Source organism: Zooshikella sp. RANM57 (assembly GCF_050749885.1).
Taxonomy (GTDB): domain Bacteria; phylum Pseudomonadota; class Gammaproteobacteria; order Pseudomonadales; family Zooshikellaceae; genus Zooshikella.
The window spans coordinates 131,564-155,607 of sequence record NZ_JBOIUB010000003.1; the positions used below are offsets into that span (position 1 = coordinate 131,564).

The window sequence follows — 24,044 nt, forward strand, 5'->3', positions numbered from 1 at the left end:
ATCAAAAGATTGCTTCAGGGATGATGATAACGTCACCAGGTAAAACATCTGCATTGGCCGTAATCTCTCCATCTTTAATCAACTTTTCTAGCTTAATGTTATATTGCTTATGCTTACCTGCAACAACACGAATTAATGTTGCTTTATTACCATCAGCAAACTCAGTAAGACCTCCAACCGCAATCATAACATCCAGCAGTGTCATATTTTCGCGGTAAGCAATGGCTTGAGGAGAAGATGCTTCGCCAACAATACGCACTTGCTCGCTATAAGGACCAACAAATCCCTTAACCAGAATAGTGACTATAGGATCACGTATGTACTTTGATAATTCCTGTTCCAGCTCACGAGCAACAGAAGCAGGTGTTTTACCACTTACCGATATATCTTCTACCAGGGGTGTTGTTATTTTTCCATCAGGTCTGACTTGAACCTCAGTAGACAAGTCAGGATTACGCCAAACAAAAATATCCAGTTGGTCGCCAGGGCCAATACGATAGTTGTAACTGGCCGGATCAGTCGTTACAGGAATTTGTACGGCTGATGTCGGTAACGGTGGATAATCATGGGATGCGCAGCCAGCCATCGCCAGCATAGATAAAAAAACCGCTGCTTTTACATCCTTGACCATTTAGTTAAGCTCCATACCAGTGGGACAAGGTGAACACATTGTATTCAAAACTCATTATTATGCACGCCAAAATCCGTGAATTAATGCATATTCACTAAAATTTCATGCGGTATAACACATTAGCTAAGAAGGAACACTAAATAACTATAGTCGTAAACAACTTCAATGCCAGTGTTTAGTGTATTCTGTCATAATAAGAAATGCAGGCATGAGCAGTAGGTCAAAAAATAACGCAGTAATTAGACCCACAGCCGTCAAAAAACCAAAATGAACGGTTGGCTGGAAATAAGAAAACGTTAGTACTAAAAATTGAAAGCTCAAAATAACTGTAGTGACCAAAACAGCACTACCAGAATATTGATAGCTACGATAAATTGCTAAAACCTTACCTATCCCTAACTGACGACGTCGCTGATAACCATAATAAAGGTGTATGGTATCATCCACCGCAATCCCTACCACGACACTGGCAATCATTGCCGTAGCCATATCCAACCATAACTGCGTCAGCCCCATGACAATAAACATGACAATTGCAGGAGAAGCATTCAAGAGTAAGGTCAGACCTGTCGCATACCAGGTTTTCCACAACATAGCCATCATCAGCATAATCAGTAGCAGTGCACCCATTAAGCTATAGAGTTGTCCATCTATAAGTAACACTTCCTGGTCTTCAAACAGTTTTCCATAACCACTGATTGTCCATTGATAGTCATCAGGCATATTCTGTCGCATAATCTCTGCTACCTTATTGACTACACGACGAATATTGCCCGAACTATGAACATTTAAATTAAGCAGCACTCGCGTACGATCAAACTCCCGGTTAACAATTTCATATAAATCATTACCATCATATAGAAGCAAGTACTGATTAATCAGTGCCTGCGAATCCGGAATCACCAAAAACTCAGGCTTTTCTTCATTAAAGCCCCAGTGCATCTGTTGAATAAAGTCAACAACTGACTGTACTTTATCCACTTCAGGTAACGCTTCAATGATCTTTTGAACGCTTGCTAATTGTTGTAGAAACTCAACTTTTTTTATTGCATCTCGTTGGTCACCATCAAAAACCACTTCTAAAGGTGTCACCCCCGACAATTTATTTTCAACTTGCTCCGTTGCAATAGTGATAGGATGATCTTCCGCAAAAAATTTTAATAAATTGGTTTCAACCTTAACATCCCACAAAAATGGAAAACCTAGCGCCATAATGATAATAAATGTTGCTATTACCCATCCCGCTCTTCGAATGGAAAGGCGCGCAGAAGCCATCACCAGTTGACGTAAAAAACGCATTAAGCCATGTTGAGAAGGCCATCCATGCGTATCATATTCTATGAAAATAGGGGGTAACATAAAAATAACAATAATGAATCCCCAAACTAGTCCCATCGCCGCAAAGATTCCAAAAAAGGTAATGGGAGGTATAGGACTTAAGCCAAGGGAAGACAAACCCGCAGCGGTGGTAATCACCGTAAATAATGCAGGTTTTCGAATTTCATGCAATGCTTGTCGTACTCTTTGTTGTCCAGAATTGCCATAGCCTGCCGCAATACGTAATCCATTAAAAAAGTGCATCAACACTGCAATTATTAATGCAGAAAGCAGTGAAGGAACCATACTTGCAATCAGCGTATAAGGATATTGAAAGATTAAAAATAGAAGCAGCGTGAAGTTTACAACGGCCCCCATAACCAGTGCAGAAATAACAACGGCAAGCCAACGCCGAAACAGTAGGTAAATGAGTAATAAGCCTATCCCCATGGTAATGGGCACAAATAACATAGTGTCCCGCACCATAGAACGTAACTGATAAACCTCAAGAGGAATGGGTCCTGCAATGGACTGCTTCGCTGACATAAGGACAGGGTAATGTGATAATGTTTGTTGGACGACCTCCATCACCTCAATGCGCTGTCGAGTATCCTCCAGCTTGATTGGTCTTACAATCATCGCTAAAGCATCCTTCGACTCTGCCACCAAAGCACCTCGTGCAAAAGAGTCTGATAACATATACGTCATTCGTTGTTCCAGAGGAACAGACAACAAACGTTGTGAGTCCATGAGTGGCAGTACTTCAAAACCATCAGCAGTACCTGCGATGTGATCAACAGAGGTTACAGAAATAACCCTATCAACCAAAGGGTGTGCTTTAACCGCCTTTACGACCTCTTCTAACGCTTTAATAAAAGCATCCGAGGTAAGCTGTTTTCCTTCAAACAGCACGACCATCACCTGATCTTCAGGAAAGTTTTCTCGTAGCGCACGGCTGAACTGAACACTAGGTTGACTCGCAGGTAAGTATTGCTCAGGGGCATTATTAACAGAAAGCTTGAGCAGAAATAATGGGGGGACAAGATTAAAAAATACTAACAATAGAAAACTAAACTGCGCCCAACGACGCGTACTCATCAGAATTCACCCCGCCAACCAAAGTTAACAAGTGTATTATCCTTATAGTACCCCCCATAACTTCTAGGGCTACCCTCAAAAAGATAGGCCGCCCAATAAAACTCATGGGGTTCCCAGCCTAAAAAGGCTAACTCTGATGAAATAAAATCATCATGCAAATTGAGTCCATGATTAAAGCGCATTCGCCAGCGCCACCGGTTGTTGGCATAAAGACCTTCATACTGTCCATTAAGATAATATAACCGCTTACGATCAATCAGCTTATCATCAGTATCCAAATAGCTGCCGACCAACTGTAAGTTCAGCCGATCATCACCATCTCCAGGGTAGAATTCGCCACTAAATACCCAATCGTAGCTAGGATAATTATTTACCCTTAAATCAAGTTCAGTGGCAGGCCGATCAGAAGAATAGGCTCCTTCAAAGCGCCAAGTGATGTCTTTATAAATAAACGCAATATCCCCCCCTACAACCCAGGTATAAGGATGTATTTCCAACCAAGTATCATCATTCTGTGCAATAGCAGAATATGGATCAAAAGGGTTCAATAACAATGACTGTCGAACGGGTTCAGCCAGTTGGTAATAAGGAAAAGAACGGCGAATACGCTGGGCTGTGAGTGAATAATCAAAACCTTCGGCTTTTTGGCTAAAGCGTACACCCGCCCCACCAGAGCCAGACTTTTCTCGATGAATATGTCCTTCTTGAACGAGTACCTGCTGTATAGGATCAGAAGCAAAACCAAAGACAGTACCTTTGGCCTTATTCATGACGGCCCAAATGTGTTCATCATCCGGAAGCTCTGCAGGCCTAAACCAAGGCATCCACAATAGATCCCACTTACTATCACCTTTAAAGTACTCCCAACGCAACATAGGGTAAGCACGATGTCGATCCTGCCAACGAGGTACGATACCTTGAGTTAAGTCTTGCACACTCACTTGGTCCGTAGGGGCTACCTCATCTGCAATTCCCCACAGCACAATTTGTGAACCCAAAGTAAACCGATAATTATCGGTTCTATAACGTATGTAATTTTCACCATAATCCAATGTAACATCAGAGCGCGTAATATCTTCCTGCTTACTTGCATCTGCTCGCAAGCCTGTTTTAAACTCCCATTGATTTGACCATTGATATTGAAGGCTAGCCAAAGCTAAGCTGTAAAAATAATAGTCTGATAATGACTTCGACCGAGGCAGCCGCCCACCAGAAAACTCCAGTTTTAAACTTGGATCAAAAGCACTCGGCGCTTCAATCTCTAAATCAGCTAACGTATCCTGATCAAGTACAATGTCCATATCACTATCAGCCACATCAATTACGCCTTCATCAGTAGCATCAAATTCGTCAGAGACAATGATTTCCTGACTGTCTTCATTGACGATTATTAACTCGCTCGTATCACCATCACTATTAACCGTTAACGCCTCGTCACTTTCGATAACAATTTCATCTTCACCAGAATAATCGGCAGTGAGTGCTGATTCACTCGCCTGTTCCACAATAATAATTTGTTCTTCACCAACCTCCTCAACATCAGATACTTCAGGAGAAACATCTATTTCAGTTTCTTCCTCTTGCAAAGACGTTACCTGGGTTCTTTCTTCTGAAATGGGTTGCGTAGCTACTTCTGAAATATCATCTGACATGCCCGCAGGCGTTAATATGACTTCATCAATAGGTGGCGACTTACTAGCATCAGCTATTACCGGTGTTGATAGTTTCGTTTGAGGACGATGCAATGTAACAACATATAATGTCTGAAAATACGACTTTTGTTGCTGAACTTGATTGGAATAACCTAAACGATGCAATTGTGAAGTGTAAGCGTCCAAACGCTGCTGATCAGAATAAACACCGACTCGAATTAAAAACTGACTTGATGAAAAATCAAATGTCACAATAGCGGGCATGCCCTGTTGTTGTAATTTTTCAGCATGGCGTCGAGCACTACGTTTATTGTAATAAGGCCCAATAAATAATTGTGTTTGCACCCGTTTCATACGCTGAGTTGTGATATGCCCGCGCACACCTTGTGTACGAACCTTTTCAACTTCAGTCAGCGCCTCTTGCTCATTTGAAAAGACGCGGTAAGGTGGTAATGTGGCTTCTGCCCAGAGCGATCCCCCAGCCAAAAAAACAGTACAACCTAACAGAATTTGGCATGTTTTGGTCAACAACATAAAACATTATTTTTTGGTTATCGATGATGGTCGAAAGGCAACTTCCTTGGCTGGGTCTTCCAACGTTTGAGTGGTAAATAAGGAATCAGGTAAATTTTGGTCATAGGCAATATTTTTTATACGCATCACCGTGCTATGACCAGATTTTAAGTCTTTTACGACAGACTCCATAATAGTCCAATATCCTTGTTTTTTTGCCAGTTTATTGACAGTAAGCCGCTTGATTGGCTGACTTCCGCCTTGATAATAATCAATTCGAAGTGCGGTAAGAGAGGGTCGATGAATCCAGCTAAGTCGTTTGCTATATACAGAATCACTCGCATTTTTGGGTGTACTTTCTAAAATAGTGGTTGGCAGTTTATTAATAACCTCTTCACCCAATATTTTATGATTATCTTTGGTATAAATACGATTTTGTAAATCCTCATAAAACAAATCAGAACCAACAAAACGCCCCCCTTTTCGACTTGAAGCAATCTTTCGAACACGCTTTAACGCAGGCAAAAATACCCATTGTTGACTATCTGTATTTTTTTCATCTCGCGTTAGCAACCCTGTTCCTTCAATATCTTTTGGTGAAGTAAAACGAATTAAAGACCAAATATCATAGTAGCTTTTATCTTTACCATATGAATAGAGTGCCCTGACCCTAGGCTTATGACCGGCCTCAGTTAATACCATATAACCAAAGCTAGCGCGATCCTTACCATCAGGTCTATCATATAGCTGTTTTGCCAATTGCAAAGCATCATTACTTGATGCGCCATAAACAACACTTGTTGTAACCGTACAGACTAGTAATGCTAAACAACTTATGAACTTCATAACAAAATCCAGGTAATTATGCCTACAAAAAAAGTATAGGTTCTTTATTCATAATGTGTAGCCAAATAGGCATGATATACCTTATATCTTTAACGCTACTTATTTAATTTTTTCAAAATATTATTATCACTCAATAAAATTGCCTAACATACTGCTTGTATCTTATTCATAACCCGTTATTCCATCATAAAGTCAAGACCACAAAACTCTCATTCAAAAATTCAAAATCAGTTTTTAATAAACAATATTTTTTTATTTCAAAATAATTCAAAGAATCTTCATCAATAGTTTGCTGAAACATGAACTTTTAATAAACCTTATAAATAAGCCAATGTAGTTTTAGGTTAGCTGTTTATGATGTCAGCAGATGAGTTAGGTCAGCACTTTCGGCAGTATTTTCGCCCTGTATTAGCGGCAACACATAGCTTAGTGGTTGAAGCCCACCGAATTCGCTACGACGTTTACTGTAAAGAAATGAAGTTCGAGGATGACCCTGGTAACTTCATGGAGATTGATGAGTTTGATTATTATGCGCAACATGGCCTGATCTCCCACAAAGGCTCACAAAGCTTTTGCGGATGCGTTCGCCTGGTTGTCCCTCCCCTATCCAACCGATTTGCCAAACTGCCTATAGAAAAGCACTGTAGCAATGCAATTGATAAAGATATTATTGATATCAGTAAGATGGAACGTGGCACATTTGGCGAAATTTCCCGTCTTGCAGTACGTTCTCAGTTCAGACGACGTAACACAGATGCGAAGACACCTTCAGGTGCTCCTCCAACAAAAAGCAGCTTTCAAGAAAATGAACGACGCCACTTCCCACAATTAGCCGTTGCGTTATATTTAACGGGGGCAGCCATTGCAATGCTCAATAACATCCGCCATGTTTTTGCGATGATGGAGCCTCGTTTAGCCAAACACATGAATTACCAAGGCATTATGTTTCAACAAATAGGTCCTGCGGTCGATTATCACGGTATACGCGCCCCTTATTATATAAACGATAAAGCATTATTTGAAAGTCTACCTCCTGTTTTACATACCCTTTATACGGCCATCTACGAAGAACTACGGGAACAATTCAGTCCTGAACTTTCAGTACATAATTTATCTCACCAAGAAGAAATTACACATAACCATTTATATGGATCAAAATAATACCTTTGATTATTACACAGCATTTTCCCGTAATATTGGTTGGGTTACGCTTGCTGAACAAGCACAACTCCAGCAAACCAAAATCGCTATTGCTGGGATGGGAGGTGTAGGAGGTTCTCACTTACTTACCTTAACACGTTTAGGTATTGGTAAATTTAACATTGCTGATTTTGATTCATTTGGCTTGGAAAATTTTAACCGTCAGGCTGGTGCTCGTATGAGTACTATTGGACAAGGCAAAGCCGAAACCCTGGCGAGTATGGCACTGGGTATTAATCCAGATCTTGATATTCAAGTATTCAACCAGGGTATCAATGAAAGTAATTTAATTAATTTCTTAGCTGATGTTGATTTATATGTCGATGCACTGGACTATTTTGCCTTTGATATTCGCCAGCACGTATTTGCTCACTGCTATCAACATAATATTCCAACCATCACTGCCGCACCGCTTGGTATGGGCACGGCATTACTTATTTTTTTACCCGGCAAAATGTCATTTGCCGATTATTTTGGACTTCATGAATGCCCCGAAGATGAACAGGCCCTGCGCTTTCTAATTGGTTTATCTCCCGCTATGTTACAACGTCACTATTTAGCAGATCCGACCCGAGTCGACTTACAAGGCCAAAAAGGCCCCTCAACCGTCATGGCTTGCGAACTTTGTGCAGGGTTTGCGGCAACACAGGCTTTAAAAGTACTCCTTAACCGTGGACCACTACACTGCGCACCTTGGGGTTTACATTTCGATGCTTATTTAAATAAATTACGTAAAACCTGGTGCCCTGGTGGTTATAAAAACCCATTACAAAAATTAATGTTTTCACTCGCTAAACGGCTGTTAGCAAAATAGATCATTTCACCCTTCAAAATTATTTACAAAAACAATAAAAAAAGCCACGCCTAGACGACGTGGCTTTCAATATTAGCTTAATTTTTAGAAAACGTTAAAGCTCTGAAAACAGTTCCTCAGCCGCTTTCTTTTCAGAGAAGGAGCGTTTTGAGCTCAGAACAAGCTTTAGTTCTTTTTTAGCTTGTTCTTTTTTACCTGTTTTCGCCAAAGCGACAGCATAATGATAGCGAATGTCAAAATTATTAGGCGCGGCTTTTGCTGCTCCCGATAAAATTTCAAGTGCCTTTTTATGCTGATCATTATTCAATAAAATCCAACCATAAGTATCGGCTACTTCTGGGCTTTTAGGCATTGCTTTATGTGCTTTCTCAGCATATTTCAGCGCTTTATCTTGTTTTTTATCCAGATAAAACCATGCCAAATTATTGAGCGAAGTAACGTCATCAGGTTCAGTTTTCAAAATTTCTTCATACTGTTTTATAGCTTCATCAACCATACCATTACTATGCAAGTGTTGTGCATATAAACGGCGAATAGCACCATTATTTGGCCATTTTTTGAGGCTATCAGCAAACAGTTTCTCTACCTCATTTTTCATTCCGTGGCTATTAAAAAAAGCATAAAGTCGAGAAACCATTCCTACTTCAGCTAAATCCGCTAGCATAGGCTGGTAGATTTCTTTTGCTTTATCATCTTGCTTAGCATTTAAATAGGCACTCGCTAATAAAATTTGAGCTGTTGGACTATCTTTTTCATGCTTAACAATTTCTTTAGCAATTACCAGTGCTTCATCGTAACGCTTTTGCTGATTTAATAAGCGCATTTTAGTGAGTATTAACTGCTTATCAGTAGGTTGACGGCGTAACGCTGCATCTAATACATCTAATGCTGCTTTCTTATCACCTTTTTGTAAGTGATATTGCATCAATTGGTTGATATAGCCTTTATTATCAGGAGATAGCGTGACTAATTTTTCCAATAAAAACTGAGTATTGGTATCATCTTTCGTCGCACGAGCAACACGTGTTTGTAGCTCAATTACGGCAAGCTGATCACCATGATCATCGGCCAGACGACGAGTGACTCGTTGAGCATCATCCAATCGCTTATAATTTAGATAAGCATCCGCCAGCATGATTTGAGTACGTAAATCCTTATCATTTGCCTTATGCGCTTTTTCTAACCATTCAAGGGCCGCCTTATCATCTTTAGCTGATGATGCAACCGCACTCAATGCAAAATAAGCTGGCAAATATTTTTCGTTAACTGCGATTGCCTGTTGATAGTAGTCTTTAGCTGCGTCTTGATCACCCTGTGTGTAACTAAGACCTGCTAAGCCCATCAATGCAGGAATATATTTCTTATCTTTTTCCAGCGCCTGTTCAAAACCCGCTTTAGCGTCATCAAAGCGTCCCTGTACCTGATGTAATAATCCCTGCAAGTTATGGTACATCGGATTATCAGGCCACTGTTTTATACGCTTGGTTACCAGTGTTTCTGCTTCTTTGTATTTTTTCTCCTGAATATAGGTGCGAACCAACAACAAATCAGCATCATTTGGTTCTTCAGCCTTTGCAGACAACTCTTTTAACTCTTTAATCGCACTTTTCGTGTCACCCGAAAATAAGTGACCAACTGCAACCTGAGCCTGTAATCGTGCAATATTAGGCTCTAGTTCCAGGGCTTTATCTAAATAATGCGTAGCTTTCGCATAATCTTTAGTTTTCATGTAAGCATTGCCCAACAACGCATAAACACGTGCTTGGTGCTTACCATCTTTAGCCGCTAATTTTTCGAGTAATGTAATGGCACCTTGATAGTTTTTCTGTTTAACCAAAACCTGTGCTAATAAAATATTAGCGCCATCATTACCCTTAACATAATTTGTATATTGCTCAAGTTGTTCCAACGCTTGTTGATAGTTACCTAATCCATAATGGGCAATACCTAATAAATACATCACAGGCACAAACTGCTGGCGAAGCCGGAGTACTTTTTCACCTGCCTCCCGTGCTTTTTCATACTCCCCTTGCTTAAGATAAACTTTAGTGAGTGTAAAGTTTGCCTCAGGGTGCTCAGGCACTTTTTCAAGCACAACATCCAGATCAGCTTTAGCTTTATCTAACTTGTTAGAAAGCGCATAAGCATCTGCTCTTTTGATGAGCGCATTATAATTTTCAGGTGCTAGTTTGAGTACAGTATCCAAATCAGTAATGGCATCAGCATAACGCTCTTGCCGTGTAGCTATTTGTGCTCTTAATATAAGGGCATCAGGGTTTTCAGCCTCTTTCTTAAGTAATTTTTCAAGACGTTGACTCGAATCGTCAATATTACCTTCTCTGAAATCAACTTTTGCCAGACCTAAATGTGCTGAAGGTAAATCTTTACTTTTAAGGGCTTTTTCAAAGGCTTCACGCGCATCCGCATACATTCCTTGCCCCATATAGGCATAACCATGAATCAGCAAACCATCAGGTTGGTGATCTGCATCAATTGCTTCAAGGTCGACTAAGGTGATTGCTTCAGTAAAACGTCGTTGTAGTAGATACAGTTCCGCTAAGCTTAACCTGTCTTCTAACTCAAGATCACCTAATTTTTTTGCACGTTCAAATTCTTTTACCGCAGAAGGTAAATTGCCTTGTTTCAAATAAGCGCGACCGAGTAATGCACGCGCTTTTGCATCTTCAGGGTTCTCTTTAAGTAAGTTTTTCAGCTGTATTTCTGCTGATTTATACTCACCCTTCTCATAATACTGTTGCGCATCTTTCAAGTAATCGGCAGCAAGTCCACTTAAGGGCAACGTAACACCTAAACAAAGTGAACAAAGTGATAATCTGATCCTATTGAATGTTTGCATTACACAGCTATCCTTCTTTATAGGTACAACAGTTATTCCATAATTCCATACTTGTGCATCAGCGAGTAAAGTGTTGGCCGAGTAACACCTAATAAATCGGCAGCTTTAGAAATATTATTATTGGTGTACCCAATGGCTCGATTAATCACTTCTTTCTCTGCTTTTTCTCTGACTTCTTTCAAGTTAAATGGAAAGTTTTCAACTTCAATGTCTTCTAACTCCAAATCTTCACGGGTCAGCAGTTTGCCATCAGCCATAACCACTGCACGTTTCAACCTGTTTTCTAACTCTCGTATATTGCCAGGCCACCGATAACTGGCAAGCGCATCAAGTGCGTCATTCGTGAACCCTTTCAAATTACGCTTGTGCTGTTCACAATATTTTTGCAATAACATTCGCGCAAGGATAATGGCATCCCCTTCACGCTCGCGTAACGGTGGAATTTTCAGAGTTATTTCACTAATACGATAGTATAAGTCTTCTCTAAAACGCCCTTCTTCAATCAGTATGGGTAAATCCTGGTGAGTCGCACAAATCACGCGAACATCAACAGGTATTTCCTCTCTGCCCCCCACGCGCTCAATCACCCGTTCCTGTAAAAAACGAAGCAACTTTGCTTGCAAGGCCATCGGTAAATCACCGACTTCATCTAAAAAGAATGTACCACCAACGGCATACTCTATTTTACCTTTAGTTTGTTTAACTGCGCCGGTAAATGCACCTTTTTCATAGCCAAACAGTTCACTTTCGAGTAAGTTTTCGGGGATCGCTGCACAGTTAACCGCCACAAAAGGCTTATCCTTTCGCTCGCTCATATTATGCAGCGCTCTGGCTAAAACCTCTTTACCTGTCCCACTTTCTCCCAGTAATAACACTGTGACATCTGTTGGCGCAATTTTTTCAATACTGCGAACAATTTTTTGCATACTTTGACTACAAGCAATAATACCTTGTAGTGCTTCATGCCCTTCACGTGCTGCCAAAATACGATTTTCAGTTTCTAGCTCATGTAGATGAAAAGCACGCTCAATGATCATTCCCAATACATCAGTATCTATTGGTTTTTGATAAAAGTCATAAGCCCCTAGAGCAATGGATTTAATGGCATTTTCCCGATCATCATTACCGGTAACAACAATCACCTTCGTTGTGGGTGATAAGGCTAAAATTTCCTCAACCGTTTTTAAACCTTCACTGGCATTTGCAGGATCAGGAGGCAATCCCAAATCCACTGTGATCACTTGTGGCTCTGCTCTACGTAAATGCTTTATTGCTTCATTTCGATCACCACAAATAATGGTTTCATACTGTTCAAAACACCATTTAAGTTGTTTCTGAAGGCCGGGGTCATCTTCCACAATAAGTAAGGTTTTTTTCAAACCTGACATGCTTGCTCATCCTCCATATTTTTTGTACCTACTTCCCGTTGATCAAGGTGAAGGGGTAGCCGCAACGTAAATTCTGTACCCTCTCCTGGTACACTGGTAACACTCATTGAACCATTTAGACCTTCAATAAAAGCTTTACTATCAAATACCCCAATACCCATTCCTGCATTGCCCTTTGTGGTATCAAATGGCTTGAAAAGACGATCTCGAATAAATGCCTGGTCCATACCACAGCCATTATCTGCAATCGAAATGACTGCTTCATGTTGATCTTGCGTCAGTCGCAACTTAATCCACCCTGTATTTTCTGTAGCATCTTGCGCATTCTGTAATAAATGTCCCAATACTGAGACCATTTTTTCTCCATCAATAACAGTCTTAAGCGGTTGACTAGCAGGCTCAAGCGTAATAGCGGGTTGATTTTTAGACTGCTGTTTAACAGCTGCTGCCGCAAGGTCATTAAGATCAACCAACGCTTTTGCAGAACCTGACACCTTGCCTTTGCGTAATTGCTCCAACAAACGGTTCATTTTGGCTACCGCATTCGATAATGTATCTATAGCATCATCAATAAACTCAGGATTACGTTTGTGTTTATCTGCATTTGTCACAATTAACGACAGTTGTGCTACAAGGTTCTTCAAATCATGCACTATAAAAGCCGAGAGCCGGTTATAAGCCTCAAACTGTCGTGCACTAGCCAACTCTTCACTGGCATCTACCAAAGCCAAATAATTGGTTAATTGATAACCAATCATCTTCAGTAGATCATGATCTTCCCAGTTAACCGTTCGAGGGGCCCGAGGTTGGCAAAGTACAATAAAGCCATAAAGGTCATCATGATTAATAAGTGGCACAATTAACCAATGTGCACTTTGCTGAGTAAACCAGTCAGGTAAAACAATGCCATCATAAAGTGACTTATTGTCATCATATTCTTGTTTATTAATTACCCAGCGCTTTTGTAATAAGAAAGGAATTAACTCCCCTTGTAGCGTTTCATAACAGTCTTCGGGAAGTGGTAAATTCCAAGCAAACACAGCTCGATAAATACCTTTACGGTTTTTTTGCCACAATACACCTGCCGGGCTATCAACCGTATCAGCCATAACCCGAATACAACGTTGTTGTAAGGGTTCTGCGGGTTCATTGGAGACAAGTGCATTATTTAACCGTAACCACTCATCACGGTAGTCATATTTAAAGTGAAAGAAATGCTTATTCACTAAGACTTTAAATTTAGAACGTACTTGTGCGGATAAAAGCAGGACTAACAAACTTACCGTAGCCAGTGCGATAAATACAGCCAGTGTGACTTCACTCCATTGCCCACCAAAGTCACGAATATAAAATCCAGCGATGGCCATGAGCAGTAAATAAAGCCCAGTAATAACCAAGACGGAAGTGCTATAAATAATCCGGCGAGAAACAAATACTTCCAACGCCCAGTTTGGATTACGTGCCGAAGATAAACCAATCAACGGCACAACAAAGGCCAGAAGCCACCCTCTCGCATTCCATAAGGCTAAGTTAATATGGCTATATAAAAGGGCTTCAGCATACAGGATAAAATCAAACGCAAAGGTCGCTGCCAGGCCGAGATAAATATGCTTTACAGCCCAGCGCTTAGATACTTGGGTGTTACGATAAAGCTGCTCAAGTAAGAACAAACCAACAATGGATATACCAAGATGGCCAATAATTCGCCAGTCAGCCTGGCTACGCATTCGGCTCCAAAGCTGTAACTCAGGGCTTAGCTCATAACAGAACAGTATCAAGCCAGCACAAAGAACAACCGATTTGCCATAACGAAACAGTTTTCGACCTTGTAATTCCGTAAACGCAAATAATCTACTGAGAAACCACAACCAAACAAAGCTACGCAGTAGTTCAATGGGTAAACTATCGACTAAAAACCAACGTTCATGCCAGTTTACCCAAACAACTGACATTGCCCAGATGGTTGTTGTAATTGTGGCAACAAGTAACAAGCCCCCTAATGATCGTCCACGTAAACTGGTGCATAACAACAGGCTTAGTACAAAATAAGCCAGTGCAGTCACGCTGTAACTAAACAGACCCAGATAATCCATCAAAGATACCTAGCTGATTATGCCATCCTTTATAAGCCCCAGTAATAATCCGTCACTGGAGCCAAATTTATTTGTTACGTTTGAAGTAAAGCGCTGATGTTAAATCAACCTTGTGTCGTGCACTGCTCAGCTCACATTGCAACCTTATAAGCAAAAAAGAACCTTCCTGCTTAAAGGGTGTTGAACATACACCTCATCTGATAAATGCTATTGATGTCGATGCCAAGGCAGGGAAAAAGACACTGATTACAGGCCTAAATCCACACACAGTTTCATTCACACTTCACTTAGTTAAAGCATTAATGAAAGTAATTAGGTTACTACTTCATTATTAGGCCTAGTAATAACGACAAGTTTAACAATTCACATTTGCTATTTCTGTGAAGGCCATAAGATAACGTCGAAAGAATAGAGCCTTTTCATGAGACACTAATCACACTAATGATCGCTAAAACACCCCACGAAACGCATTTGACTCAGTAACCAAACATATTATTGCAATCGCTCAAACAGCAACCATAAAGATTCAATCAAGAAGGTTCATTTAAAAACTAATAGACGGGAATGAGGGCTTTCTCAAGTGGATTGTATATTATTTTGACAGTTCATTATTGATATACAAATAAACTGAGGATATTCGTCACTGATGGGTGAGTAATTACTTAATCACATCACCTCTTCCTATCAGCCAATCCTTGTTGATCAAGCAGCAAACTTTCTATTTATAAATAAGTACTCAACAAAGCCTGCTGCTCAATCTAAATGAGACTAACCCAACCAAGGCTTAAAATAGTCCTTGGTATCAAGGGGTTGTATTGGCTTGGGTTGTCCTAGTGGTTGTCCCATGTAGATAAAGCCCAACAGCTTTTCGGTGTGACGCAACCCTAAACCTTGTTTCACATGCTCATGGTAGCTAATCAGTCCTGTTCGCCACATTGCCCCTACGCCAAGTGCATGGGCTGCAAGTAACATATTTTGTACTGCTGCCGCAGTAGACAACAGTTGCTCTAACTCAGGTACTTTTTCATGAAATCGAGGCGAACAAATAACAGCCACTAACAAGGGAGCACGTAAGGGGGCTTGTAGCAGCTTATTTTCTTCGGCATCCGTTAGTTGAGGGTTCGTTTGTTTAGCTGCTTCTACTAAAAGCAGACCCAACTGATTCCGTTGCTCTCCTGTTATGGTTAAAAAGCGCCAGGGTCTCAGCATTGCGTGATCTGGTGCACGTAAAGCTGCCTGATAGATAGCCTCTAACTGGGCTTCACTGGGTGCAGGTTCACTCAGGCGGGGAAAAGAAACGCGAGTATGTAGTGCTGTCAGTGTATCCATAGTTTTTCCAATCAACATTGCTTCATAGCGGTTCTTAAGAACAACAGCAATTTGCCTAATGGGAATAACATTAGGCTTCATCACTGAAATAAACGTCCACTAAATGAGATTTATTTTCATTTGCATGACAGTCTATCGATTTTTTTAGTTTAAATCGACTTCCATTCCTTCTAGACTCAAGCTAGGATTAGTCAGTTTTGTGACATAAATAATATTGATAGTGTGAATTAAGCAAGCACTGCATGAAAATACATCAACTCCATCCCTGGCAAGTGACACAACCACAAGCGGAGGCTATTCAAAAATATCTGCGGGAATGGATAGTAACGGACAATCAAGTTCGTACTGTTCGTTTTATCGCTCGGGCTCAGTTTGCCTACAACCAGCATAATGGTTGTGGTAGTGCTAAAGTCTCACTGTTGTCATTGCCAGACCTGAAAATTGTTGAGCAATATGTACTTTCAGAAAAGCTGTCAGACCCTCTGGCACCTAATGTCTTTTCATTCTGCAAAGCACCCTTGATCGTTAAAGCATTGCAGCAGCTGCAGAGAACACCAGATCTCATCATCTGTGATGGACGAGGTTTAATCCCCCCCACCCGATTTGGCATTGCCAGTCATATAGGTTTACTTACTAACACACCAACCTTTGGTATCCGTTCAGCACCTCCTAGCGAGTTAAGCCAGCGACTCGGCAAAAAACGTGGGGCATGGTTTCCTTTAAAGACAGATAACCTGTACCACAGTGCACTCCTTCGGGTGTGTAGTCCGTTACCCCCTGTTTATATTTCTATTGGTCATCGTATTGATCTCAAGACCGCACTGAAGTACACCCTACTGTGTATCCCTGATTCGATTGATAATGCCCGCTTATCAGCACTGTATTGTCCTCAGCCATTTGGCCTTGTATTAACCAAACAACCCTCTGATACATCAGCAGCAACAGCTATACAACAGTCAGCCTAAAACTCACCAGTCAGGAAAATAAAATGAGCGAGCATTAATACTTTATGATAAAGTCCCGTAAAATTTCCGGTTTTTGCCTACCCAGCTTGTATATTCCTGCTTTAAACTTACAATTTGCCATCATTAGGTTAGTGTAAAGGTGTTGCAGGGAACAACTTAAGAGCTAATCTGAATCCATAGTGATTCAATGATTTTGCAAGTCAGGCAAATCAATTAGTGATTTATAGTCAGCTCGCAGTATAAGTGCAGTTTAATTACCATGCAGAAAAGGATCAGTAGTACCACTCTGAGTCAAAGTCCTGCTATTCGCGACTATAACATTCGCATACTGGCTTATTTAGCCGCAGCAGTGATGATCGCAGCAGCTTCCTATACCAACCACCTGGCGCATAATACCCTGTGGTTGCTTATCTATGCGCTAATATACCCTCATATTAGCTATCTGATCTCCAGGCATTTCGTTGTAAAACATAATTTCACCACAAGGCGTGTTTTACACTACATTGATGCGATCCACTGTGGCCTGTTAATTGGTCTGATAGGCTTTTCGGTTGCCTCAACCGTCATCTTCATCATCATGCTCGAGTTCAGCACCTTGATCTTTGCTGGAACACGGCTATTGGCAACCAGCAATCTCTTCTTAATAGCCAGTGCCATGGTGGGCTATTTATTCGGTGGCAGTATGCTAGCTTCTGCCCCACCTATACTGGTAATTATCAGTAGTGGCATTAGTGGGGGCGTTTACATATTGTATGTAGCCTACTATTTTTATGCCCTCGCCGTTGAATTCAGTCATGCTCAAGAAGAGGTTAAACTACTTAAAGAAAAAAACATGATCATTGCGAACAACCTTCGCAAGTATATCTCTCCTCAGTTACACCATCTAATTTTCTCAGGCAAACGTGATATTCGCCTGGAAACCCAGCGCAAAAAACTCTCTGTATTCTTTTCTGATATTAAAGGATTTACTGAATTATCAGAGGAGATGGAAGCAGAAGCACTCACCGATTTATTGAATAACTATCTCACCGAAATGTCTAAAATCGCCCTGCGTTTTGGCGGCACCATTGATAAATTTGTGGGCGATAGCATGATGGTATTTTTTGGTGACCCCAAAAGCCAAGGAGCTAAAAAAGACGCAATTGCTGCTGTATCAATGGCCATTGCCATGCGTAAGCACATGAAAGTACTTCGCCAACAGTGGCGCAGCCAAGGCGTGCGTAAACCACTCGAAATCCGCATGGGGATAAATACTGGATACTGTACAGTGGGTAACTTTGGTGCCGAATCACGAATGGACTATACCTTAATTGGTAAAGAAGTTAACTTAGCCAGCCGTCTGGAAAGCAGTGCAGAGCCTAATGAAATTTTAATCGCTTACGAAACCTACTCTATGATCAAAGACGTCATCATGTGTCGTGACAAAGGAAAAATTTCAGTCAAAGGTTTTAGTCGCCCCGTGCCTATTTATCAAGTTGTTGACTTTAGGCGAGACCTGGGGGCAAGACAAAGCTTTATTGAGCACGAAATCCAAGGTTTTTCCATGTATTTAGACACCGCCACTGTAGAACGTTACGATAAAGAAAAAATTATTAAAGCACTTGAGAAAGCAGCACAAACATTACGCGACCAGGTCATTATTTAAGGCATATTCGCTCAATCAATTTTTGTTAATTATTTACTCAATAGGTCCACATCAAATTCTGCTACATCCACTATTAACTCCTCTCATGGAGGATGTTTTCGCGTTTTTACATGGTTCTACATAAAATCTGGATTTATAGCCTCTAGTGGAAAAAAAGATTCCACAAAGTAAAGCTTCACGCCAAAAGTTAAGTCACAATTTCATGCAGAATTTATTATGAGTGCTACATTTAGTTTGACGTCAAAAACGACAAAACGCGTAAGTTACATTAGACGTTTAATCAAAACCTGTATCCAATAAGTAACTTATTGATATACAAGGACTTGTGGTTCTGGTTACTAACAATACAATGTTGAAAGGATAGGAAAATGGAACTTCCAGTAAAATGTAATGAAAAAGTAGCAAAAAGCACTTCAAACAATCCAATTTGGGATACAAAAGTCTCTAGTATTCAAGCTTTCCCTGGCGGAACTGATGGCTATTATGCCGTTTCATTTGCCAATGGTGAGTCATGCTATATTGACCAAGCTGACTTAAGCATTCTACTCATTTTAAGCTCAGCATATACGAAAAACAGTGATGTTTCTGTAACAGCAATTAAAAGAAACTGGAAACATTATGGTGAAGTCTACTTAGCGTATAGAGCAATTGCATACTAAATTTTAAAATTTACAACATGGTAAAGGATGGCATAAAGATTAAGTATTTTTTATGCCATCCTTCTCTAATTTGGTAACGTGTACAAAAAATAAGCAATAGATTATATAAGTAGTATATTTTTTGGTTCGTTAATTAATATTTCAAAGCTAATTTAATATCACTTTACCAGATTTTTGCAGCTCATGTCTGATACTTACCTCAAGATTTTTTTGAGTTATAAGTTCATTTCTATCTTGCCATGCACAAATTGCAGCATAGCGGAGTACATTAATAATTGCCCCCCCTGATAACTCATACTCTTCTGCTATTTTTTCGATATCAATATTTTTATCCACATTATGATTCAAATATTTTTTCCAAATCATCAAACGTATTTCATAACTAGGCATGGGAAAGTACACTAAAGACTGAAACCTTCGATAAAATGCATCATCAATATTTGTTCGTAAATTTGTAGCTAATATGACTAAACCAGGAAAGTCTTCAATACGCTGTAACAAATAGGCAATCTCTTGATTTGCATGTTTATCATTAGCAGAATTACCACCATTCCGAGCAGAAAATAAAGCATCTGCCTCATCAAAAAAGAGTAGCCAATTATTATCTATAGCAATATCAAACAAATTAGCGAGATTTTTCTCTGTTTCACCAATATACTTTGATACCAGCATAGATAAATCAACACGATATACTTCAAGATCAAGATCTTTGCCAATGAGTTGTACAGTTAATGTTTTACCTGTACCTGGAGGCCCATAAAACAAACAACGATATCCGGGTTTTAAAGCCTTTACTAAATTCCAATTTTGTGAAATTACTTCCGAATATTGATGCCACGCGATAATTTTTTCAATTTCACTTAGTGTTTGTAATTCAAGTACCGTATCATACCAATCTAAAGAAGTAGATATTAGTCGAGCAGGGAAATTAGATGAATAATGTAGTTTAGCACTTGAAATACTCATTAATTTACTTAAATATTTATTACTAACCGTTACTATGCCATTGGCAAACGAACCACTCACACCAGACGAATTTATACGCACAATCCCATTTTTAAATAAAACCATATCATTTTGAAGCCACCTAATAAACGTTAAGCGTTCTTCAAGATCACTAGCTGTTAGTAAAAAAAGGACTGTTTGGCACGTTGGCATTAGTTTACCAAACTCTTGAGAATCTACTATACCAAAATCAGTATAGCAAGAGTCATACTGCATGGAGTATAGACCTGAAAGTATCGTAGCGTTTACATGAGGTAGTAGAGTCAAAATAAATATAATTCTTTCTTTAAATGATAGTTTATAATCTCTAACAAAATCAGAATAACAAGTTGAAAACGAAGATAAATCAGGTGGTGATAATTCATAAATATTATCTACTTCTGCACCTTGATTAAAGAACAACTTAATTTTTTGATCTAGAACTTTTTGAAACCAGTTGATTTCTAACGTAAAAACTGTTGATTTATCGTAATCATCATTCATCATTTAGTACGCCATATAACATTGAGCAGATGAGGCATCCAAGAGTACTTTATTGCTTTATAATTCCAAGAAACTGAGTCTAATAGCATATCATATGGTTTATCGTCAATTAATAGCTGCCAAGTATCATCCTTAAATGTTAGAACACCATTTCTTTGCAAAAAAATTTCTCTTAATGTATCGATAGATACATTTCCTATGCTACCCCAATTATCAAGAATACCAGCCAAAAGGCTCTCAGCAATATCTTTACCGTTATCATCGATAACAATATTTAAATCTATAAATTCCTTTGGATTCACCCCACACAAAATATTATTTAATTCAAATGATTTATCAATCATACTACTATTATTTAATAAATACTCAGCATCAGCTAAGTACTGCAATATGTGTACAGCTCTTTTAACAGAAAACTTATCAACAAACACACCATCAATAATCAATTCAAGACGCTCAAAAAGCAGTGGTAAATAAGGTGATAATAAAACAATTCCAGCATTCTCTATAATAATATCATGAACAAATTTAACATCATTTAACTCTTCAGAAAAAAAAGTAGCCGCTTTATACGATTTTTCACCAAATTCTCGTTTAATGTATTTCTTTGAGTTATCAGTCATAGGGTTATCATTAAAAACGTGCACGGACGACTTTAAAAAAAAGAAATTATTTAATTTTTGCTGACTATACTCTTTGATTATTTGCAGAATCCTGTTGGTAAATTTATAATTATTTGACAATAAATTAAAGACAAAATAACCACTCAACCGAGAATAAAACTTTGCAACTTCAGAACTATCTAGCTCATTAATATTTATCACCCTCATTAAATGCTCAATAAAACCACGAATAAATATTTCTACCACAAAAGAGGGAGCTTGTTTAACCAAATAATGGAATATAAATTGCCACTTAAGAGACTGAACAACCGATTTAGTATATTTACCTCTTTTCAAGGCCATGTATATTTTTTTAAAACTGGTATCACTTTCAAACAATTCGTTCTCGAAGCCATAACATGCATTAGCAAATATATCAGCCCACGGCAGCAGCTCCTTGAATATTTCACCTTCAAGACTGATTAAAATCTTTATAAGTGCCGATTCAGGCAAATTATTAATCAGCATCATAATATTTTTTAAAGATTGAGCATCAGATTCAAACATCCGCCTAATAAAATCAGGATTTTCAATAAGTAATTTTTCAATTTTATTTTGAGGAAGTTGATTCATTGTATGCATAGGTTCTATTATCTTCTCTCTAACAACAGATAGAGAGCTATCATTACAGTTTTTTACACTCTCATTAGCTGACTGCAACTGTAAATTCAAAGTTACCAAGTCAATAAATTTACCAAAAAGTAAATAATGTATTATTTTGATATAATAAGCCTTTAACATTTTAGTATTGCTGATGAATTTCTTAACAGTAGCAATATAAAATATTACTTGTTCATGGATATCACTTTTCAAACAACAACTTGACTGCATTAACTGAATATAAAAAAAAATAATCAGCTTTAACTGCTGACAACTTAATGAAGACACTACAGTTTGAAACAAACTATGATTTGAACGTAATTCAAGAAAGAATCTTTGTAAAATCATGGGATATTTGCATAACAAAATAGATAGATTTTTCTTAAACACTTCCTCCTTAACCCCACCACAATCAAAGATAATACTATTTATTAAATTCTCATATCCACAATCCAAATAAATACTAATGTCTCTCGATATCAACTTTGATTTACCTAATGAATTTATCCAATTATTTTCTTTAGTTTGTTTAGTTTGTTTAGTTTGTTTAGTTTGTTTAAAAGTATTATTTTTTGCACAGAATTTATCTTTGGGTATATCGTCAACATCATCAGCAGCAGTGATTTCACCAGATAGATTTGCAATTAAATCTACTCCTTTTAAACAATCACTATCATATTCATTACCACAAAAAGCATCGAAAACCAAGGTAAACACTTCTCTAAAACTTAAATTATAATGATTTGATAATTGCTTAATAATGCTTATCATATAACTTTTTTTATTAAAACAACTCCCTCTTTCAACAAGTATATAATTAATACTAAAATTTAACAAAAGTAACTGCTTACTTTTTCCAATATCAGGCATGGTAGCGTTTAAAAATGGAACGTCACTCTTAATATTATTATCTATACAGTCATATTTATAAATACTTGTACGATTCTCATAAGTAATACATATTTGATTTACAAGAAAAACAAAGTGTAATATAAATTTTTTATTGCTAGGATCAAATAATTTGACCAAGTCTTCTAACATAGTATATGTAAAAGCAGATACAATCCAGTTTCTTACATACGAAAACTGACCTTGGGTATAAATTACATTTCTCATAAGTAAAGGGTATTTTTTAATCAGCATTGGCCAGAGATACCTCAACGTTTCAAACTTATTAAACTTGAATGCGTTTTTAAGCCATATCTCTAAAGATTTTGGTGATTTACAAATATCATAAAAATTATTACTTTTATTTGTTAACGACTCAGACTTATTATCAAATGCAATATTTGATTCCATTCTAAATAACCAATCATCATGCGTAAAATCACATATAGAGGAAGAAAGTAACTCGATTAATATTACTTTCATTTCATTTAAATAAAGACTTGCTAATTTTACTTGACTTAATAAAAACAGCATATCTTTAGCCAAATCCTCAACATCAATATTGTTATAGGATGCCATTTGCTGAATGACCGAGCAAAAATAGTTTTTCTTATTAAATTTACTTCCTCGTTCTATAATCAAATATCCCAATGTAAACTCACGCATCTGATGCAGTACACTATAATTTGATTTAATAAAAAAATTTTCACTGTAATTATCATTTTTAGCATCAAACTGATGGGCAGTGTGTTTATGCCAGGTAGTTTTTTCTAGGTTCTTTGACTCTTGAAGCACTGCATTAATAAAATTATATTCAAAAGGTTCTAAAATACGTATAATATTCATAAATATGAAATTTGAAAAACCTGAAGAAATCCGTTTTCTAACCAGCGCATTACTGCCTAACTTATTTATCATTAAATAAACAAGATACCTATATTTACTAATAATTTTGGGCCAAGCATGCATTAACTGAGAATCATTACCCATGTAAAAACCATACTCAAGTAGTTTTATTATCGCATCTTCTTCTTTCTCCGTAATAAATGATTGATTACTGTTATACTTGTGTATTTTTTTGTACTCAATCATTTTAAACAGTTTCAACCGTAATAACTTCTCAAATATAATAGCTACATTTGAAATAAAACCATCACTATTGATATCCTGATATATCTCTCTAATATTTAGTTGCAATTCATCAATACTAATACTTTCACCAAATAAATAATCGTTTACTTCATTAAATACTTTATCAATTATAGGTAATATTTTTTTAACAACATGCATTTCAAATCTACGATCAAATTCTGTACTTAAAATGGCACCATTGAATACGACAACAAATCGAAATTCATCAATATTGTGATGTTTATTCATATTACACCTAAAAGATCAA

At 38.2% G+C, this 24,044-nt stretch carries 15 protein-coding genes; 5 read left to right on the forward strand and 10 right to left on the reverse strand.

What is annotated here, in order from left to right; genetic code table 11:
• Position 1 precedes the first annotated feature (1 nt).
• The 4 genes from ACQ96U_RS07970 to ACQ96U_RS07985 all read right to left on the reverse strand — a co-directional run bounded on the left by ACQ96U_RS07970 (position 2) and on the right by ACQ96U_RS07985 (position 6,057).
• On the reverse strand, positions 2–631 hold the full coding sequence (locus ACQ96U_RS07970; protein ID WP_431720714.1) for an XrtA/PEP-CTERM system exopolysaccharide export protein: 630 nt from the start codon (positions 629–631) through the stop codon (positions 2–4).
• A 162-nt stretch (positions 632–793) separates the two neighbouring features.
• Positions 794–3,046 (reverse strand): efflux RND transporter permease subunit, encoded by a 2,253-nt coding sequence (locus ACQ96U_RS07975; protein WP_431720715.1) that lies wholly within the window; start codon positions 3,044–3,046, stop codon positions 794–796.
• A complete protein-coding gene (locus ACQ96U_RS07980) occupies positions 3,046–5,232 on the reverse strand; it encodes an SPOR domain-containing protein (RefSeq protein ID WP_431720716.1) in 2,187 nt (728 codons plus the stop codon). Before ACQ96U_RS07980 ends, ACQ96U_RS07975 begins: the two co-directional genes overlap by 1 nt.
• Before the next feature lie 6 nt (positions 5,233–5,238).
• Positions 5,239–6,057 (reverse strand): outer membrane lipoprotein-sorting protein, encoded by an 819-nt coding sequence (locus ACQ96U_RS07985; protein WP_431720717.1) that lies wholly within the window; start codon positions 6,055–6,057, stop codon positions 5,239–5,241.
• 354 nt (positions 6,058–6,411) lie between these two features.
• On the opposite strand from ACQ96U_RS07985, the gene ACQ96U_RS07990 reads away from it, so the two are divergent.
• Both ACQ96U_RS07990 and ACQ96U_RS07995 read left to right on the forward strand, forming a co-directional pair.
• Positions 6,412–7,218, forward strand: coding sequence for a PEP-CTERM/exosortase system-associated acyltransferase (locus tag ACQ96U_RS07990; RefSeq protein ID WP_431720718.1), 807 nt, complete (start codon positions 6,412–6,414; stop codon positions 7,216–7,218).
• Positions 7,205–8,071 (forward strand): ThiF family adenylyltransferase, encoded by an 867-nt coding sequence (locus ACQ96U_RS07995; protein ID WP_431720719.1) that lies wholly within the window; start codon positions 7,205–7,207, stop codon positions 8,069–8,071. Before ACQ96U_RS07990 ends, ACQ96U_RS07995 begins: the two co-directional genes overlap by 14 nt.
• Before the next feature lie 94 nt (positions 8,072–8,165).
• On the opposite strand, the gene prsT is transcribed toward ACQ96U_RS07995, so the two are convergent.
• The 4 genes from prsT to ACQ96U_RS08015 all read right to left on the reverse strand — a co-directional run bounded on the left by prsT (position 8,166) and on the right by ACQ96U_RS08015 (position 15,819).
• A complete protein-coding gene (prsT, locus tag ACQ96U_RS08000) occupies positions 8,166–10,928 on the reverse strand; it encodes an XrtA/PEP-CTERM system TPR-repeat protein PrsT (protein WP_431720720.1) in 2,763 nt (920 codons plus the stop codon).
• Positions 10,929–10,960: 32 nt separating this feature from the next.
• A complete protein-coding gene (gene prsR / locus ACQ96U_RS08005; RefSeq protein ID WP_431720721.1) occupies positions 10,961–12,316 on the reverse strand; it encodes a PEP-CTERM-box response regulator transcription factor in 1,356 nt (451 codons plus the stop codon).
• Positions 12,304–14,409, reverse strand: a complete 2,106-nt coding sequence (gene prsK / locus ACQ96U_RS08010) for an XrtA/PEP-CTERM system histidine kinase PrsK (RefSeq protein ID WP_431720722.1) — start codon at positions 14,407–14,409, stop codon at positions 12,304–12,306. Before prsK ends, prsR begins: the two co-directional genes overlap by 13 nt.
• Positions 14,410–15,177: 768 nt before the next feature.
• Complete coding sequence (locus tag ACQ96U_RS08015) at positions 15,178–15,819, reverse strand: nitroreductase family protein (protein WP_431721058.1); 642 nt, start codon at positions 15,817–15,819, stop codon at positions 15,178–15,180.
• A gap of 161 nt (positions 15,820–15,980) precedes the next feature.
• Between ACQ96U_RS08015 and ACQ96U_RS08020 the strand changes: the two genes are divergently transcribed.
• From ACQ96U_RS08020 to ACQ96U_RS08030, 3 genes are all read left to right on the forward strand, one after another.
• The gene (locus ACQ96U_RS08020) at positions 15,981–16,703 is read left to right on the forward strand and encodes an endonuclease V (RefSeq protein WP_431720723.1); all 723 of its coding nucleotides are present in this window, start codon (positions 15,981–15,983) and stop codon (positions 16,701–16,703) included.
• A 259-nt stretch (positions 16,704–16,962) separates the two neighbouring features.
• Positions 16,963–18,348, forward strand: coding sequence for an adenylate/guanylate cyclase domain-containing protein (locus ACQ96U_RS08025; protein ID WP_431720724.1), 1,386 nt, complete (start codon positions 16,963–16,965; stop codon positions 18,346–18,348).
• 368 nt (positions 18,349–18,716) lie between these two features.
• Positions 18,717–19,007 (forward strand): hypothetical protein, encoded by a 291-nt coding sequence (locus ACQ96U_RS08030; protein ID WP_431720725.1) that lies wholly within the window; start codon positions 18,717–18,719, stop codon positions 19,005–19,007.
• Between the two features lie 147 nt (positions 19,008–19,154).
• On the opposite strand, the gene ACQ96U_RS08035 is transcribed toward ACQ96U_RS08030, so the two are convergent.
• Positions 19,155–20,498: an ATP-binding protein gene (locus tag ACQ96U_RS08035; RefSeq protein WP_431720726.1), complete on the reverse strand. Its 1,344-nt coding sequence runs from the start codon at positions 20,496–20,498 to the stop codon at positions 19,155–19,157.
• Complete coding sequence (locus tag ACQ96U_RS08040; protein ID WP_431720727.1) at positions 20,495–24,025, reverse strand: contractile injection system tape measure protein; 3,531 nt, start codon at positions 24,023–24,025, stop codon at positions 20,495–20,497. The genes ACQ96U_RS08035 and ACQ96U_RS08040 overlap by 4 nt, the downstream gene beginning before the upstream one ends.
• Positions 24,026–24,044 lie beyond the last annotated feature (19 nt).

What these genes read in the sequence shown, in the direction of transcription:
- ACQ96U_RS07990 (WP_431720718.1), top strand. Translation starts at nt 6,412, where the DNA reads ATGATGTCAGCAGATGAGTTAGGTCAGCACTTTCGGCAGTATTTTCGC.
- ACQ96U_RS08015 (WP_431721058.1), bottom strand. Translation starts at nt 15,819, where the DNA reads ATGAAGCCTAATGTTATTCCCATTAGGCAAATTGCTGTTGTTCTTAAG.
- ACQ96U_RS07975 (WP_431720715.1), bottom strand. Translation starts at nt 3,046, where the DNA reads ATGAGTACGCGTCGTTGGGCGCAGTTTAGTTTTCTATTGTTAGTATTT.
- ACQ96U_RS08040 (WP_431720727.1), bottom strand. Translation starts at nt 24,025, where the DNA reads ATGAATAAACATCACAATATTGATGAATTTCGATTTGTTGTCGTATTC.
- ACQ96U_RS08035 (WP_431720726.1), bottom strand. Translation starts at nt 20,498, where the DNA reads ATGATGAATGATGATTACGATAAATCAACAGTTTTTACGTTAGAAATC.
- prsR (WP_431720721.1), bottom strand. Translation starts at nt 12,316, where the DNA reads ATGTCAGGTTTGAAAAAAACCTTACTTATTGTGGAAGATGACCCCGGC.
- prsT (WP_431720720.1), bottom strand. Translation starts at nt 10,928, where the DNA reads ATGCAAACATTCAATAGGATCAGATTATCACTTTGTTCACTTTGTTTA.
- ACQ96U_RS08020 (WP_431720723.1), top strand. Translation starts at nt 15,981, where the DNA reads ATGAAAATACATCAACTCCATCCCTGGCAAGTGACACAACCACAAGCG.
- ACQ96U_RS07985 (WP_431720717.1), bottom strand. Translation starts at nt 6,057, where the DNA reads ATGAAGTTCATAAGTTGTTTAGCATTACTAGTCTGTACGGTTACAACA.
- ACQ96U_RS08030 (WP_431720725.1), top strand. Translation starts at nt 18,717, where the DNA reads ATGGAACTTCCAGTAAAATGTAATGAAAAAGTAGCAAAAAGCACTTCA.
- ACQ96U_RS07995 (WP_431720719.1), top strand. Translation starts at nt 7,205, where the DNA reads ATGGATCAAAATAATACCTTTGATTATTACACAGCATTTTCCCGTAAT.
- ACQ96U_RS07970 (WP_431720714.1), bottom strand. Translation starts at nt 631, where the DNA reads ATGGTCAAGGATGTAAAAGCAGCGGTTTTTTTATCTATGCTGGCGATG.
- ACQ96U_RS08025 (WP_431720724.1), top strand. Translation starts at nt 16,963, where the DNA reads ATGCAGAAAAGGATCAGTAGTACCACTCTGAGTCAAAGTCCTGCTATT.
- prsK (WP_431720722.1), bottom strand. Translation starts at nt 14,409, where the DNA reads ATGGATTATCTGGGTCTGTTTAGTTACAGCGTGACTGCACTGGCTTAT.
- ACQ96U_RS07980 (WP_431720716.1), bottom strand. Translation starts at nt 5,232, where the DNA reads ATGTTGTTGACCAAAACATGCCAAATTCTGTTAGGTTGTACTGTTTTT.